General features: G+C 69.1%; 9 protein-coding genes and 1 pseudogene. 2 read left to right on the top strand and 8 right to left on the bottom strand.

What is annotated here, in order from left to right:
• The first annotated feature begins 190 nt into the window (after positions 1-190).
• The gene (ettA, locus tag QFW77_RS05090; RefSeq protein WP_280573264.1) at positions 191-1,855 is read left to right on the top strand and encodes an energy-dependent translational throttle protein EttA; all 1,665 of its coding nucleotides are present in this window, start codon (positions 191-193) and stop codon (positions 1,853-1,855) included.
• An 8-nt stretch (positions 1,856-1,863) separates the two neighbouring features.
• Positions 1,864-2,691 (top strand): orotidine-5'-phosphate decarboxylase, encoded by an 828-nt coding sequence (gene pyrF, locus QFW77_RS05085; protein ID WP_280573306.1) that lies wholly within the window; start codon positions 1,864-1,866, stop codon positions 2,689-2,691.
• A gap of 131 nt (positions 2,692-2,822) precedes the next feature.
• Here pyrF and QFW77_RS05080 read toward each other — a convergent pair whose 3' ends face one another.
• The 8 genes and pseudogenes from QFW77_RS05080 to gspD form a co-directional block, all read right to left on the bottom strand.
• Positions 2,823-3,521: a DUF6445 family protein gene (locus QFW77_RS05080; RefSeq protein ID WP_280573263.1), complete on the bottom strand. Its 699-nt coding sequence runs from the start codon at positions 3,519-3,521 to the stop codon at positions 2,823-2,825.
• Positions 3,522-3,536: 15 nt separating this feature from the next.
• Positions 3,537-5,054 (bottom strand): tryptophan halogenase family protein, encoded by a 1,518-nt coding sequence (locus tag QFW77_RS05075; RefSeq protein ID WP_280573305.1) that lies wholly within the window; start codon positions 5,052-5,054, stop codon positions 3,537-3,539.
• A gap of 137 nt (positions 5,055-5,191) precedes the next feature.
• Positions 5,192-6,214, bottom strand: coding sequence for a cupin-like domain-containing protein (locus QFW77_RS05070; protein WP_280573304.1), 1,023 nt, complete (start codon positions 6,212-6,214; stop codon positions 5,192-5,194).
• Between the two features lie 5 nt (positions 6,215-6,219).
• Entirely contained in the window at positions 6,220-6,981 is a 762-nt protein-coding gene (locus QFW77_RS05065) for a SapC family protein (protein ID WP_280573303.1), read from the bottom strand.
• Between the two features lie 201 nt (positions 6,982-7,182).
• On the bottom strand, positions 7,183-10,374 hold the full coding sequence (locus tag QFW77_RS05060; RefSeq protein ID WP_280573262.1) for a TonB-dependent receptor: 3,192 nt from the start codon (positions 10,372-10,374) through the stop codon (positions 7,183-7,185).
• Positions 10,375-11,299: 925 nt separating this feature from the next.
• On the bottom strand, positions 11,300-12,163 hold the full coding sequence (locus QFW77_RS05055) for a glycosyltransferase family 2 protein (protein ID WP_280573261.1): 864 nt from the start codon (positions 12,161-12,163) through the stop codon (positions 11,300-11,302).
• An 83-nt stretch (positions 12,164-12,246) separates the two neighbouring features.
• Positions 12,247-13,074 (bottom strand): annotated as a pseudogene (locus tag QFW77_RS05050) (glycosyltransferase family 2 protein); the annotation flags it as partial.
• An 18-nt stretch (positions 13,075-13,092) separates the two neighbouring features.
• The gene (gspD, locus tag QFW77_RS05045) at positions 13,093-15,354 is read right to left on the bottom strand and encodes a type II secretion system secretin GspD (RefSeq protein WP_280573259.1); all 2,262 of its coding nucleotides are present in this window, start codon (positions 15,352-15,354) and stop codon (positions 13,093-13,095) included.
• Positions 15,355-15,364 lie beyond the last annotated feature (10 nt).

Below are 15,364 nucleotides of genomic sequence, written 5' to 3'. Positions count from 1 at the left end.
CCCGCCCCCCCGGGGCGCTTCCTTCTTTGTCGCACCCCAACCGCCTTCAACCCCGCCCTCGATGGCATCAACCGCACCCACGCCCGCTCAGCGCCAGGAAACCGCGCGCCCGCTATAATCGCCCGATCCCCGAACACCCTCCGTCCGCGCGCCCCCCGCCGCGCGGCGGCAAAGTCGCACCGGAGCCCCCATGTCGCAGTACATCTACACCATGAACGGCGTCTCCAAGACCGTTCCGCCCAAGCGCCAGATCATCAAGGACATCTCGCTGTCCTTCTTCCCGGGCGCCAAGATCGGCCTGCTCGGCCTGAACGGCGCCGGCAAGTCCACCGTGCTGCGGATCATGGCCGGCGTCGACACCGACTTCTCCGGCGAGGCCCGCCCCCAGCCCGGCATCAAGGTCGGCTACCTCGCGCAGGAGCCCGAACTCGACCCCGACAAGACCGTCCGCGAGGCGGTGGAGGAAGGCGTCGGCGAGATCCTCCAGGCCCAGGCCGAGCTGGACAAGGTCTATGCCGCATACGCCGAAGAAGGCGCCGACTTCGACAAGCTCGCCGCCCAGCAGCAGCGGCTCGAAGCGATCCTCGCCTCCGGCGACGCCCACCTGCTCGAACAGCAGCTCGAAGTCGCCGCGGACGCCCTGCGCATCCCGCCGTGGGACGCCAAGATCGGCCCGCTCTCCGGCGGCGAGAAGCGCCGCGTCGCGCTGTGCCGCCTGCTGCTGTCCAAGCCCGACATGCTGCTGCTCGACGAGCCCACCAACCACCTCGACGCCGAATCGGTGGAGTGGCTGGAGGAGTTCCTGGCCCGCTACTCCGGCACCGTCGTCGCCGTCACCCATGACCGCTACTTCCTCGACAACGCCGCCGAGTGGATCCTCGAACTCGACCGCGGCCGCGGCATCCCCTGGAAGGGCAACTACAGCGAATGGCTGGTGCAGAAGGAAGACCGCCTCAAGCGCGAGGAATCGCAGGAAAAGGCCCGGCAGAAGGCGATCGCCCGCGAGCTCGAATGGGCGCGCAGCAACGCCAAGGGCGGCCGTTCCAAGGGCAAGGCGCGCCTGGCGCGGATCGAGGAGCTGCAGTCGGTCGACTACCAGCGCCGCAACGAGACCAACGAGATCTTCATCCCGCCGGGCGAACGGCTGGGCAACTCGGTGATGGAGTTCAAGGGCGTGACCAAGTCGTTCGGCGACCGCCTGCTGATCGACGATCTCAGCTTCATCGTCCCGCCCGGCGCCATCGTCGGCATCATCGGCCCCAACGGCGCCGGCAAGTCGACCCTGTTCCGGATGATCATCGGCCAGGAGCAGCCGGACAGGGGCGAGATCGTCACCGGACCGACCGTCAAGCTGGCCTATGTCGACCAGAGCCGCGAAGCGCTGACCGGCAACCACAACGTGTTCCAGGAAGTCAGCGGCGGCGCCGACATCCTCAACATCAACGGCATCGAGATCCAGTCGCGCGCCTACATCGGCCGCTTCAACTTCAAGGGCCAGGACCAGCAGAAGCTGGTGGGTACGCTCTCGGGCGGCGAACGCGGCCGCCTGCACCTGGCCAAGACCCTGCTGCAGGGCGGCAACGTGCTGCTGCTCGACGAGCCGTCCAACGACCTCGACATCGAGACCCTGCGTGCGCTCGAGGACGCGCTGCTGGAGTTCCCGGGCAACGTCTTCGTGATCAGCCACGACCGCTGGTTCCTGGACCGCATCGCCACCCACATCCTGGCCTTCGAGGGCGACAGCCACGTCGAGCTCTTCCAGGGCAACTACCGCGAATACGAGGAAGACAAGAAGCGCCGCCTGGGCGAGGAAGGCGCCAAGCCCCACCGCCTGCGCTTCAAGGCGTTGAAGTGACCGAACCCGTGGGCTTCATGCAGGTCCTGCGGCGGCGCTGGAAAGACGCCGCCTCCCTGGTCTGCGTGGGTCTCGATCCGGAACCGGCGCGGTTTCCGGCGAAGTTCCGGGACGACCCGGATGCGGTGTTCCATTTCTGTCGCGAGATCGTCGACGCCACCGCGCAGTCGGTCTGCTGCTTCAAGCCGCAGATCGCGCATTTCGCCGCCCTCGGCGCCGAGGACGCGCTCGCCCGCCTGATCGCGCACGTCCACGACGCGCACCCCGGGATCCCGGTGATCCTCGATGCCAAGCGCGGCGACATCGGCAGCACCGCGCGGCACTACGCCGCCGAGGCCTTCGACCGCTACCGCGCCGACGCGGTGACCGCCAACCCGTACCTCGGCGCCGACTCGCTGCAGCCGTTCCTGGAGCGCGCCGACAAGGGCGTGGTGATCCTGTGCCGGACTTCCAACCCAGGCGCCGCGGATCTGCAGGACCTGATGGTGTCCGGCAACGGCGGCAGCGGGCGCCCGCTGTACCAGCACCTGGCCGAAACGGTGGCGCGCGAGTGGAACGGCAACGGCAATTGCGCTCTGGTGGTCGGCGCGACCTGGCCGGAGCAACTGCGGGAAGTCCGCGCGATCGTCGGCGACATGCCGCTGCTGGTCCCCGGCGTGGGCGCGCAGGGCGGCGACGTCGAGGCGGTGGTGCGCAACGCGAAGAGCGCCGACGGCACGGGCCTGGTTGTCAGCAGCTCGCGGGCGGTGCTGTACGCCTCCGGCGGCGACGACTTCGCCGCAGCGGCCGCGGCGGCAGCCGAGGGGCTGCGCGAAGCGATCAACCGCGCGCGCTGACCCGCCCGGATCTTGCCGCCCAACCGGCCGGAGCCCTTCGCGGCTTTCGCGGCCAAGGGCCGCTCGTACGGGACGTGGCCACCCGGCGCGGCCCGTCGTCGGCACGCCGCTACGCAGCACGCCGATCCGTCCTACCCGGGCAGCACGTCGATGAAGGTGTTGATCGAGAGGCGCCCGGTGATGGGGTCCGGCGGCGGCACGCGCTCGTTGTCGATGTCGCCGGAATGCAGCGAGTTCCGCCGGTAGACCACCATCCGGTTGAACACGCCCTCCACCTGACCGATGCGCTCGAACAGTTCGGTATCGCCGCCGATATAGCCGCCCGGGGGCGCGTGCTCGCCCCGGCTTTCGTCCTCCAGGCAGTGGAAGTACTCCTCCCGGCGGGCTTCGTCGATCGACTCAAATCCGGTGCGCCGATGGCGATAGAAGGCGGTGCCCCCCCAGTCTCCGCGAAACAGATAGTGCACGGTGGCCAGGCCGTTCGCGGATACCGAGTCGATGTGCGGAACGCGCTGCAGGAATGCCAGCGTCCCGGGCGCCTGCGTCACCAGCGAATAGTGCGCCATTGGATACGCGAACCTGCCCGGCGTCATGCCGAACTCCGGCAGCAGCGGCGTCAGCAGCTGCTGCAGAAATCCCTGGTACGACAGCGGCGCCGGCGTGCGAATGCCGGGGAACATCGACTGCTGGCCGACGAAGTGGCGCGCCGCGGCCCGGCGCACCAGTCGCTCGGGATCGCTGACCAGATTGTCGATCACCAGCAGCGGCGCGCCCTCGGCGCCGAGGCTCTGTCGGTCGATGCGCTGCCGAGGGTGTGGACGCAGGATCATGCGTTGCCGTCGGCCTCAGGTCGAGACGGGTCTGCGGCTCTCCCAGCTCGCGGGGTCGGCCTTGCTGTAGCGGTCGATGAACGCCTGCTGGGAAGGCATCCGCGCCACAGCTTCTCCGATCTGCGCGCGCAACGAGTCCAGCAGGCGGCGCAGGTCGTGGTCGGGCAGCGCCCGCGCCAGTGGATGGTGCTGGCCCGGCACCAGGCCCTGCCCAAGCATCACATGGGTCCAGGAGTCCACCCGGAACAGCTCGTCGCCACCCTGCCAGGCGTGCGCCCGCTCTCGCCAAGCTCCCAGCCGGATGGCGAGCGACTCGGGAACCTCCATTTCGCGGCAGGCTTTCCAAAGGGGTTCATCACGCTGGTTGGCGTGGTAGTGCAGGATGATGAAGTCGCGCACGTGCTCCATCTCCCGTCTGCCGGTGGCGTTGTAGATGTCGACCAGCGACTGCGGGATTCCCTCGATCGGGAACTGCTCGATCAGCCGCACCACCGCGCTGATCGTCAGGTGGATGCTGGTCGACTCCAGCGGCTCGATGAAGCCGCTCGCCAGGCCAAGAGACACCACGTTGCCGTTCCAGGTCTTCAGCCGCCGGCCGCTGCGAAACGGCACCAGCCACGGTTCGCGCACCGGCGGCGCACCGACATCGTGCAGCAGCTTGGCGCGGGCTTCGTCGTCCGACATGTGCCGGCTGGAAAACACCAGGCCGCTGCCGACGCGATGCTGGAGCGCGATATGCCAGCGCCACCCGGCCTGGTGGGCGATCGCGCGCGTGTAAGGCTCGGGCGGCCCGGCCGCTTCGGTCTGCACCGCGACGGCGCGGTCGCAAGGCAGCCACTGGTTCCAGTCTTCGTAGCCGGTTTGCAGCGTCTGCTCGATCAACAGACCGCGAAAGCCGGTGCAGTCGATGAACAGGTCGCCTTCGATCACCTGTCCGTCTTCCAGCGCAAGCGCCTGCACGTGCCCGTTCTCCGGATTCCGGCGCACCTCGCGGATCTTGCCCTCGACTCGCTTGAGCCCCTGGCGTTCGGCCCGATGGCGCAGGAAGCGCGCATACAGCGCCGCATCGAAATGGTAGGCGTAGTTGACCTGCGGCTTGTCCAGCCGCGCGAACAGATCCCCGCGCGAGGCCACCGTTTCCAGGCAAAAGTCGCCGAGCTCCGAATGCATGCCGCGACGCAGGCTTTCCAGCCAGAAATGGTGAAACGCGCAAACCAGGGTGCTTGTCCCGGTGATGCCGAAGGGATGGATGTAGCGCTCCCCGTGGCGGCGCCAGTTTTCGAACGAAATCGACAGCTTGAAGGTGCCGGCGACCGCGCGCAGGAACTCCTGTTCATCGATCTGCAACAGCCGGTGGAACGCGCGGATCGGTGGCACCGTCGATTCCCCGACGCCGACCGTGCCGATCTGCTCCGACTCCACCAGGGTGATGTCGAGCAGGTCGCGGAACTGGTGCGAAATCGCGCAACCCGCGATCCAGCCGGCGGTGCCCCCACCTGCGATCACCACCCTGCGTATCCTCTGCTCGCCCATGAAATCCCCTGATTTTGATTCGTGATTCGTGATTCGTGATTCGTGATTCGTGATTCGTGATTCGTGATTCGTGATTCGTGATTCGTGAAAGGCTACGGCCCCTTCTTGCTTTTCCCAATCACCAATCACCAATCCCCTCACCGGTTGAGCTTGTCGATCAGCATCGCGCGCAGCTGGCGCGACATGGTTTCGTCGACCGGGCCCAGCACGCCGCGCGCCTGCTCGGGCAGGTGTGCGCCGGCGCCTTCGGCGGGACCGAAGACGTAGTGCTCGAACACCTCGCGCCAGGCCTGCTTTTCGGGTTCGGGCCGGTCGCGGATCGTCCACAGCGCGTGGTAGAGCGCATGCATCGGCGACGGGACATGCACGGGCATGCTGCTCCACCAGTAGTTCACCAGCACGTTGAACGGGGCCAGTCCTTCGACCTGGTGCCACCACATACTGGGGATGAAGATCGCATCGCCCGGCTCCAGCAGCGCGGACCGTGCCACGGCCAGGGCGTCGCGGAAGCGCGGATAGCGTTCGAAATCGGGCGCCGAAAAATCGACCAGGCTGATCGCCTGTCCGCCGGGCGTGGGGTCGAGTGGCCCTGGATAGAGATTGCCGATCTGGTCCGGCGGAAACAGCGTGAATCGCCTCCGGCCGGCACAGCAGCAGGCGATATTGCGGAGCGCATCGTAGTGACAGGAGGCGGTGGTGCGGTTGCCGATCCAGATGCTGGGTGGCGCCTGCACGTCGTGGGCGGCGAAATCGAGGTCGTTGCGCTCACGAAATCCGGGCAGGCAGGTATCCACCGGCAGCGAGGCCATGTAGTAGGTCGGCGGTCGCGGGTCGTCGACGTGCGCCAGGATCTCGCGCAGCAGCGCGTCCAGGGCGCTACGACGGACCTCGCAGTCCAGCGCGGTGAAATCCTCGTTGTAGAAGGGCCGCCCGGCCACTTCGGGCCCACCGAAGGAATACTGCACCGGACGGCCGTTGGACAACCCGGTGAGATAGGCCACGACGGCCGCAGCCGTATCGCGTGCCTGCCGCACCACCTCCCAGTCGCGCACCAGCCCGCGCAACACCACGGGTCGCCCGCCGGCGAGCAGATCGTCGAGCGGCAATGCATCGGGCCGGCAGTCCTTGCGCTCCTCGACGGCGGCCGTCACGAGCGGCATCGCGCTCAAGCCCGGGTCCCGGCCGTTCCCGCCTCGGCAGGCTGGCGCAGCCGACGCTGCTTCTCGGCGATCAGTCGCGGCATGTTGTGCAGCGAGGCCAGCACCAGATAGGCGCCCTCGAGGAAGCCAGTCCTGTGCAGGCCGTGCAGCGGTTCGGGCTCGAGCGCGGCCAGCCGTTCGCGATCGATGCCATAGAGCCCGGTCAGGTCGACGCCGTGATCTCCATCGAGCTTGATTTCCAGTTTGACCGGCTGGATCAGGTCCAGCGACTCGAACGCGGCGAACATCGCCTTGCCGCCCTCCACGCCATCGTGGATACCGCGCAGGATCGTGGCGATTCGCTGCAGATAAGGGCTGTTGCCGCCCTGCGGCTGGAACACCGGCTCGCCCTCGTCCAGGCTGACGCGCGGATGGTCCAGGTCCACGTGGATGACCGGTTCGGTGCGCACCTCGCCGCCGTCGCGTCGCTCCTGGAATCCAATCACGAAGGGGCCCTTGGCCAGGTAGCCAGGCAGGTAGCTCGCGTTCCAGCGGCCATTGTCGAGATAGAGATTCTCTTCGCTGCCAAAGCCGAGCACCGCCACGGACTGGAAGCCTCCGCGCTCGCGATCCTTGCGGAAGAAGATCGGGAATTCGCGCTGCAGCTCGGCGAACTCGGTCGGGAATGCCGGCACCAGGCCGACCCCATCGCCGAATTCCGGGCCGAAGCGCGTGACCACGCGCAAGTCCTTGTGCGCCACGTTGTTGAGCAGCTCGTATCGCGGCATCTGCATTCCGTCGGATCGGCCCCGCGGGCATGCTGCCACGCCGACGAGGTGCTTGAAAGCGGCGGCACCGCATGGGAGGCGATGCAAGCGATGCTGACGCGTTGCCGCCCCGGCGCCGCCGGGCCGAAAGGTCCTCCACCGGGATCCCGGGGAGGGCGAAATCCCGGGGAGGACTGCCGGCGATCTGGCCCCGCGAACGGGTCAGAAGCGGTAGCGCAACGCCGCCATGTAGCGCGGACTCTGGTCGAGGACCCGGATGAACTGCTTTTCTGAACGACCATGCCAGCGGACGTCCTCGCCGGTCAGATTGATCGCCTCGAAGCCGAGCGACAGCTGTTCATTGAACGCGTAGCTCACGCTCAGGTCGATCTGGTCGTAGGCCTCGACGTAGTGCGGGTTGCGGTTGGAGCCGTTCTGGTTGGCCAGGATCAGGTACTCGTCGCGCCAGTTCCAGGCCAGGCGGGCGGTCCAGCCGTAGTTCTCGTACATCAGCATCAGGTTGGCGGTGTCGCTCAGACCCAGCAGGGCGAACTGGTCCGCCATGGAGGTGTTGTCGAAACCGACATCGCCACTGACGACGGTGTAGTTCGCATACACGCCGAAGCCGGTATCGCCAAAGAAGTACTGGCCGCCGATCTCCCAGCCGCGCAGCTTGGCTGCGTTCTGGTTGATCGGCCGGTTGACGTCGAACATGTACAGCGGATCGTCGGCCTCGCCGACCAGATCGTACTGCTGTTCCATCGCCAGTTCCCGCGCCGTACTGCCGTCGTATGCCGCCAGACCGCCGGTCTCCCCTGCATTGCGCAGCATGGCTACCGCCGTGAACAGGGCAGTGTCGTTGGCTGCGCAAGCCCTGTCGACATCGTTGCCCGCGGCCGTCACCTGCGCCGCACACGCATCGCTCTGCAGAAACGCCAGAGCCGCCTGTGCGTCTGGACCGGCACCCGGGTCGGTGAGGTCGTAGAGGTTCTCACGCACCACCGTGTTGCCAATGAAGTTGTCAACCCGCTTGTTCCAGTACGTCACCGAGATATAGCTCGCATCGGCGAAGTACCACTCCAGCGCCAGGTCCAGATTGTCCGACTCCAGCGGCTCTAGGGTGGGAGTCTTGGCGTCGCCCGAGGCGCGGGTCGAAGGATTGACCAAGGTAGAGCCGGTCGGCGCATTCACGGTGGGTCCGGCATAGAGATCGCCGTATGGGGCACGGGCGATGGTCTGGCTGAACGAAGCGCGGGCCTTCAGTTCGTCGGTGAGGTCGATGCTGAAATCCAGGTTGGGTAGCACGTAGCTGTAGCTGTTTTCCTCGCTGAACGGTCTACTTTCGTCAGATCGTTCGATGCGATGGTCGTTGTTGGATGTCCACACGATCGCCTCGGGCACCGCGACCACCGTGGTCGAGACCACGTCGGTGTCCTCGTAGCGCACGCCGATGCGGGTATGGGTGGCCATGCCGCCCAGCTCGCCGTCCAGCTCGACCTGCAGGTAGAACGCTTTCGTCTTCTCTTCGATGTGGTCGTCGGCGGCCAGGGTCGGATCGAGGGTGAAGTTCGCAGCGTAGGGGCTCGAGACCGCCCACTCGCCGAGCGCGGTGGCGTCGCCGTACCAGGCGCCCGTGGGCGCGCCAGGCGCGCTGAAGTCATCGAACATGCCGACGATGTTCACCGGGCTCAGCAGGGCCACCATGCCGGGCTCGTTGCCGACGTTAGCCACGCTCCAGTCGCCGAGGGTGTTGTAGCGCTCGACGTTGTTCTGCCGGGTCATGCTGATCTTGGAGGTGTCGGCGCCGAACCGGAAACGGCCGTCGTCGAATTCGAAGGTGCCGTCAACGCGCGCCTGGTCGATCTCGGTGACCTGCCGGAGCGCATTGATCCGCAACACCTGCGAGCCCAGCTGCTCGGGCGGGAAGTCGGGATTCACGACTCCGTTGACATCGTCGCGAGCATCTTCTTCTGTCGGATACCAAGTGCGGCCAGCGATGGGCAGCCCGTTGTTGAACCACATCTCCTGGGCCCAACCGCCGCCGCAATAGGGACCGTCGGTACAGTTGTTGGAGCCGGCGAAGCTGAACCAGGTGGCGCCGCCGCCGGTGACCGGATCGTTCGGCAGGCTCTGCGACTCGGTGCTGTGCGCATCGAAGGCCAGGTTGAGTCGGTCGGTGACCTGCCAGTCGACGTTGAGCCCCAGCGAGTCGAGCTTGTACTTCTGGTTGTTGGTCTGCTGCTCGAAGCCGAAGTCCTTCAGCCCTACCACGTCGCGCAGGTAGACCGGCGTGGCCACTTCCTCGTCGGTGTCGAACTCGAGATGGCTGAAGCTGTTGTTGCGTGCAAGCCAGATACCCTGCTCGCTGCGGGTTTCCCTGATTTCGTTGGTCGAGTAGGTGTAGTCCAGAGTGAAGAGCAACGCATCGGTCGGCGCGAACTGCAGCACCGCCTGACCGTTGAGACGCTCACGCTCATAATCCGCGAAGGCATATCGGACGTCGTTGGGCAGGCCGTACAGCTGGCCGATTTCCGGCGCATTGACCACCGTGGCCCCCGGGCGCAGGGCAGCCTCGGTGCCGGTCCAGGGCTGGATGTTCCAGGTGTTTTCGGTCGCCTGCACGGCCCCGCCGTGACGCTTCTGGTAGCTGGCGGCCAAGCCGATACCCCAGGTCTTGTCGGGGTTGGCATAGCTGAAAATGCCCGAGACCTCCGGCGTGAAGTCGGTATCGAACGGCTGCGATTCGTCGTACACCGCCTTGGTGCCGGCGCTGGCGACGATCTCACCGCCGGGGTAGTTCAATGGCCGTGCCGTGAGGATGTTGATGGTGGCGCCGATGCCGCCGCTGGGCACGGTCGCCTGGCCGGTCTTGTAGACCTCGATGCCGCTGATCGCCTCGGAGGCGAGCTGGGCGAAGTTGAACGCGCGCGTTCCCGAATCGACGCCGCCGATCGGCACCTGCCCGGCCGCGCCGAAGGCGTCCGCACCGGGGATCTGGCGGCCGTTGAGGGTCACCATGTTGAACTGCGGGCCGAAGCCGCGCGCGGTGACCTGCGCGCCTTCGCCGTCGCGGCGCTCGATCGAGATGCCGGTGATGCGCTGCAGCGACTCGGCGAGGTTGGTGTCCGGGAACTTGCCGATGTCCTCGGCCGAGATCGCGTCCACCACGCCGGCGGAGTAGCGCTTGGTCGCCATCGACTGCTCGAGGCTGTTGCGGATGCCGGTGACCGTGACCGAGTCGAGCGTGACCGCGTCCGGAGTGGGAGTGGGTTGCGCCTGCTGCGCATCCTGCGTCTGCCGGGTCTGCTGGGTGTCCTCGGCGTCCTGCGCATAGACGGGGTTGATGACGATCACGCCGCCGACGATGGTGAACAGGGCCTTCGACTTGAATCGCTTGAATTTGTCGTGATTCATGGGCGTGCCTGGTTCCTGGCTGATTGGATGGATGATCGCGGGCGTCTGGCGCCCGCTATCGGCAGTTGCTGCCGGGCTGATCGATTGCCGTGATCCCGGGGCAATGGGCGCGGCCCGGGCGGTTCGCATGTACGCCGGCTGCGCCGCCCCCTGCGGCGCTCGGGTGACCCGGCGCGCGGCGCGCGCCCGCTCCGTTTACCCGCAAGGCGGGGACGGATGCACGCGGCGGCTGGTGGCGCCGGCCGGCGCGGGAGCGCGGACCGCGCCGGCACCGCGCCGCATCGCTGCGGCACGGCGGCATCGGGCCCGCGACGGGCCTGGTCTTCGTGCGGGGCGTGACGGGTGTTGCATGGCGTTCCCTCCCTCGATGCGCACCAGGTCGTGGCCCGGCGCTGCTATTGATTCTTCGGGCCGGCACGGTCCGGCCCGGGTGCCCGCGGCAGGCGATGACAACGCTGCCAGGTGTTACCGCTAACATCCCTTTTCGCGTTTGTCCAGCGCAGCGCTCCGAACCACGGTTCGGTTTCCAGCGCAACGGTCGCCAGGCGCGGCCGGGGCGCCCGGAGACGGCCGCGAGGGCCGCCACCGCAAGCGGCGGCGGGCTCCGCGGCGGGACTGCGGCGCGAGGGCGAAAAGCGCGTAGCAACGCGATTGACACCGGTAGTCTTTACGGCAGCCGCGGACCTCCGCAACGCCCGGGCGCGCCGGGGTCGGGAGCAGGGGCGCGCATGCTCGCCCGGCGCCGGCCGCCGCGTCGGCGGGAATCGGAGTTGTGCATCGCAGCAGCGTTTTCCGCACATCCCGACGCCAAAAAAAGCGTTCCCGACCGCGGCTCTCCAGCGGACGGGCCAGCGCGGCGGCATCGGTCAACGATGCGGTGGCCGGTCGGCGCCACCGCCTCGCGAGAATCGCGCGACGACCGCCGCTAGCCGCGCCGCGCGCGCAACGCCGCGCGTACGACCGCGACGGGGAAACGCGCCCAGATCATCGCGTACACCGCCGCCCGCAGCAGCCGGCCCCGGCCGGGGGCCTCGAACCGGCGGAAGTAGCGCGCCAGCCCGCGGTGCTTGTGCCATTCCACGAACAGCGGCCGGGTCCGGCTCGAGACCCCGCGCACGTGCACCACGCGCACGTCGTTGGCCACCGCCACCACCGCACCGGCCTGGCGCGCGCGGCGGCACAGGTCGAGATCCTCGGCGTGGAGCCGGTAGCCGGGATCGAAGCCGCCGAGGCGCTCGAACAGGCTGCGCGGCAGCACCATCAGCGCACCCGATACCGCGGCCACCGGCTGCAGCGCCAGCGCCGGATCGTGGGGCAGATCGAGCGAGCGCGCTGCGCGCGCACGCAGCATCGCGGCGAAGTCCGGATCCCGGCGCCGCGCGGCGCCGTCGCGGGTCCCGGCCTCGTCGACCAGGTCGGCGCCGAGCAGCGCGCCGCCGGTGGCCGTTGCGGCGTGCGCGCGCAGCCGCGCCAGCGCGTCCGGTTCCGGCAGGCAGTCGGGGTTGACGAAGGCCAGCCAGGGCGCGTCGCAGTCCCCCGCACCCTGGTTGCAGGCCACGCCGAACCCGGGATTGTCGGGGTTGGCGATGAAGCGCACGCGCGGATCCGCCGCCGCGTGGCGCTGCACGATGGCGAGGGTGCCGTCGCGGGACGCGTTGTCGACCACCCGGATCTGGCCGACGCCGCACGCGGCGCGCAGGCGCTGCAGGCAGTCGTCGATGGTCGACGCGCTCTGGTAGGTGACGACGACCGCGGCGATCTCCGCCGGGGCTCCGGGCGCCGCGGTCACGAGGACGGGTCCTCGCCGGCTGGCGTCCCGCCCGTTCGACGCCGCGGCCCCTGCGCTTGCGCCGTCCCGTCCCCGGCTTCGGGAAACAGGTCGCGCTGCGGGGAGCGGCCCTCCAGCCCGGCCACGGAATCCGCCAGCCGCCGCCGGGCTTCGCGCAGCGGATCGCGCATCAGGAATCCGGCCAGGCGCGCGTGCCAGTCCGGCCAGCGCGCCGCCAGGGCCTCCATGTCGCCCTCGGCCGGCCCGCCCTCACCGCCGCGCGCCACGAAGGCGGTCTCGCACAGGGCGTTGCGCCAGCCCAGTCCGGCCAGGCGCAGCGACAGATCGATCAGCGCCGCGTACCACGACCCGTAGCTGCTCGCGTCCAGCCCGCCGGCGCGGCGCCGGGCGCTGCCGCGCAGCAGCACCGCATGCCCCACCGCGGCCGGCAGCTCGGCATGCAGCGGCGGCAACGTCTCGCAGGCCCGCGCCAGGCCGGCCAGGTCGTCGGGGACCGGGTTGATCTCGCCGATCCGCGGCCACGCGGCGCTTTCGCCGGCATTGCACCACGGCGTGGCGGTGGCGATGGAGGCGTCGCGGGCGAAGCACGCCACCAGCGCCGTGGCCCAGCCCGGCGCCGGGATCGCGTCCGGCGCCAGCACCAGCACGTCGGCATCGCCGCAGGCGCCGAGCGCCTCGTCCAGGTGCGCGACCTCGCCGATGCCGCGCTGGCGGCGGCTGTAGTCGGCGCGCAGGCGCGTCCCGGCGAGCCAGCGCTCGACGATCGCCAACCCGCGCGGGCCGGCGCGCGCGTCGTCGGCCAGCCATACCCGGGTGCCGGCCGGGGTGCCGGCATCCAGCGCCGCCAGGCAGGCGTCGAGGGCGTCGTCGGCTGCGCCGAGCGGCAGCAGGACGACCGGCAGTTCAGCCATGCGCCGGCGCGTCCGCGGTCATTCGGAGCCGGCGGCCGCCCCGGCGGCCCGCGCCGCTTCCTCCGCGCGCTGCTGTTCCAGCGGCTCCATGGCGCGGAAGCGGCGGCCGTACTCGTCGGTGAGGCGGCGCGCCTCCATCGGGTTGCGCACGATGGTCGGCGTCAACAGCACGATCACCTCGGTACGATCGTTGGTAGTGCTCTGCCGTCCGAACAGCCCGCCGATCACCGGCAGCCGGCTCAGCCCGGGAAAACCGATCGAACCTCGGGTGGACCCATCGGTGATCAGGCCGGCAAGCATCACCGTGTCGCCCGCCTGCACGGCGGCCTCCGTCTTCATATAGCGGGTGTTGATGCGCACGTTGCCATTGTCGTCCGGCACGTCCCCCGGGGAACTGACCTCCTGGGCGATGTCGAGGAACACCATGCCGTCCTGGGTCACCCGCGGCCTGACCTTGAGGATGATGCCGGTATCCAGGTACTGCACCTGACTGATGGTGTTGTCGCTGCCCAGGCCGGGGTTGACGGTCACCGAGGAGATCGGGATCCGGCTGCCGACGTTGAGCTCGGCCTCGGCATTGTTGCGCACGAAGATCGACGGGGTCTGCAGCAGGCGCAGGTCGGTGACCTCGTCGAGCGCAGAGATGATCGCCGCGGCGTTGCGGCCGAGAAAGGTCCAGCTCAGTCCGGCTGGACCCGCGCCCGTCTGGGTCCCGGTGATGTTGCCGGCAAGGCCGCTCCAGGTCGTCCTGCGGAACGCATCGGGCAGACCGGCGTCGGTCACCGCGCGCTCGAAGAACCAGTTGACGCCGTAGCTGAGCTCGCCGGTCAGCGCCACCTCGGCCACCTGGGCCTCGATGTGCACCTGCATCGGCATCACGTCGAGCCGCTCGACCACCTCGCGGATCGATTTCCAGGCCTGCGCGGTGGATCGCACCAGCAGGGTGTTGGTTTCCTCCACCGCGGACACGCCGACCTGGGCGCCGTCGACCTCGAGGGTCACGCTGCCGGAGCCGGAGCCGGAGCCGCTGTCGCCGAGCTGCAGCTGGCCGCCGCTGCCGGAACCGCCGCTGCGGCCACCGCTGCGCCCGCCGCGAGCACTGCGGTCGTCGTTGCCCGCATCGCCGCCGATCGCGGCGCTGCTGTCGCGGCCGCCGACCCCGCTGCCGCGCACCTGGGTCGACTGCAGCCCCGGCATCAGCGAAGCGCTGCCGCCATCGCCGCCGCGGCGCCCGCCGCCGGCGCCGAACACCTCGGCCAGGCGGTCGGCCAGGTCCATCGCCTTGACGTACTTCAGCTCGTAGGAGTACAGCCGCGCTTCGCCGCCGGCGCTGTCGATGCGCTCCAGCCAGCGCTGGATCTCGTCCAGGTAGGCCGGCTGCGAGGTGATCACCATCACCGCGTTGGCGCCCTCCAGCGGCATGAAGCGGAACATCCCCGACACCGGCGAGCCGCTGTCCTCGCCGAATACCTGCTCCAGGTCGGCGACCACCTGCGCGGCGCTGCCCGAGTCGATCGGGAACACCCCGACCGACATGCCGGCCAGCCAGTCGACGTCGAAGATCTCGATGGTGCGCAGGTAGTTCTCGAGCTCGGCGCGGCTACCCGAGACGGTGATCACGTTGCGGGCGTTGTCGACGCCGACGATGGCGTCGGGGCGCGCGTAGGGCTCGAGCACCTTCTCCATCTCGGTGGCGGAGATGTAGCGCAGCGGCACCGCGCGCACCTCGAACCCGCGCGCGCCGGTGGCGGTGCCGGTGCGCGGCGCGACGGTGCCGGTGGCGACCGCGCCCTCGGCCGGCACGATGTTGTAGCGGCCGTCGCTGTAGATCATCCGCGCGTTGTTCCAGGCCAGCACCATCTCCAGCAGGCTCAGCGCCTGCGCCGGACTGACCGGCCGCGGCGTGCCCACGGTCACCGTGCCCTGGACCTCGGGCGCGATGACGTAGTTCTGGCCGAGCATGTCGCCGAGGATCGCCTTGGCCACCGCATGCACGGATTCGCCCTCGAAGTTGAACTGCGCCGAACCGGTGGTCCCGCCGATCCCGCGCGGTGCCGAGGCCGCGGCGCGCTGGTCGATGACCTGGCCGGTGCCGCGGCGGATCTGCGCCTGCGGCAGTCCGTCGTCCTCCTCCAGCGGCGCCGCCTGGACGCCGGCGGGCGCCGGCACCCCGGCCGCGCCATCGCGGCGCACCTCGGGCGCCGGCACCGTGGCGCAGGCGGCGAGCAGGGTGGCGAGAAGGGCGGCGATCGGCGCCTTGATCGGTAACAATGGCTTCATTGCATGCACT

Source organism: Luteimonas endophytica (assembly GCF_029887875.1).
Classification (GTDB): Bacteria; Pseudomonadota; Gammaproteobacteria; order Xanthomonadales; family Xanthomonadaceae; genus Luteimonas; species Luteimonas endophytica.
The sequence above is the reverse complement of the archived record's forward strand: the minus strand, read 5'-3'. Positions and strand labels throughout refer to the sequence as shown.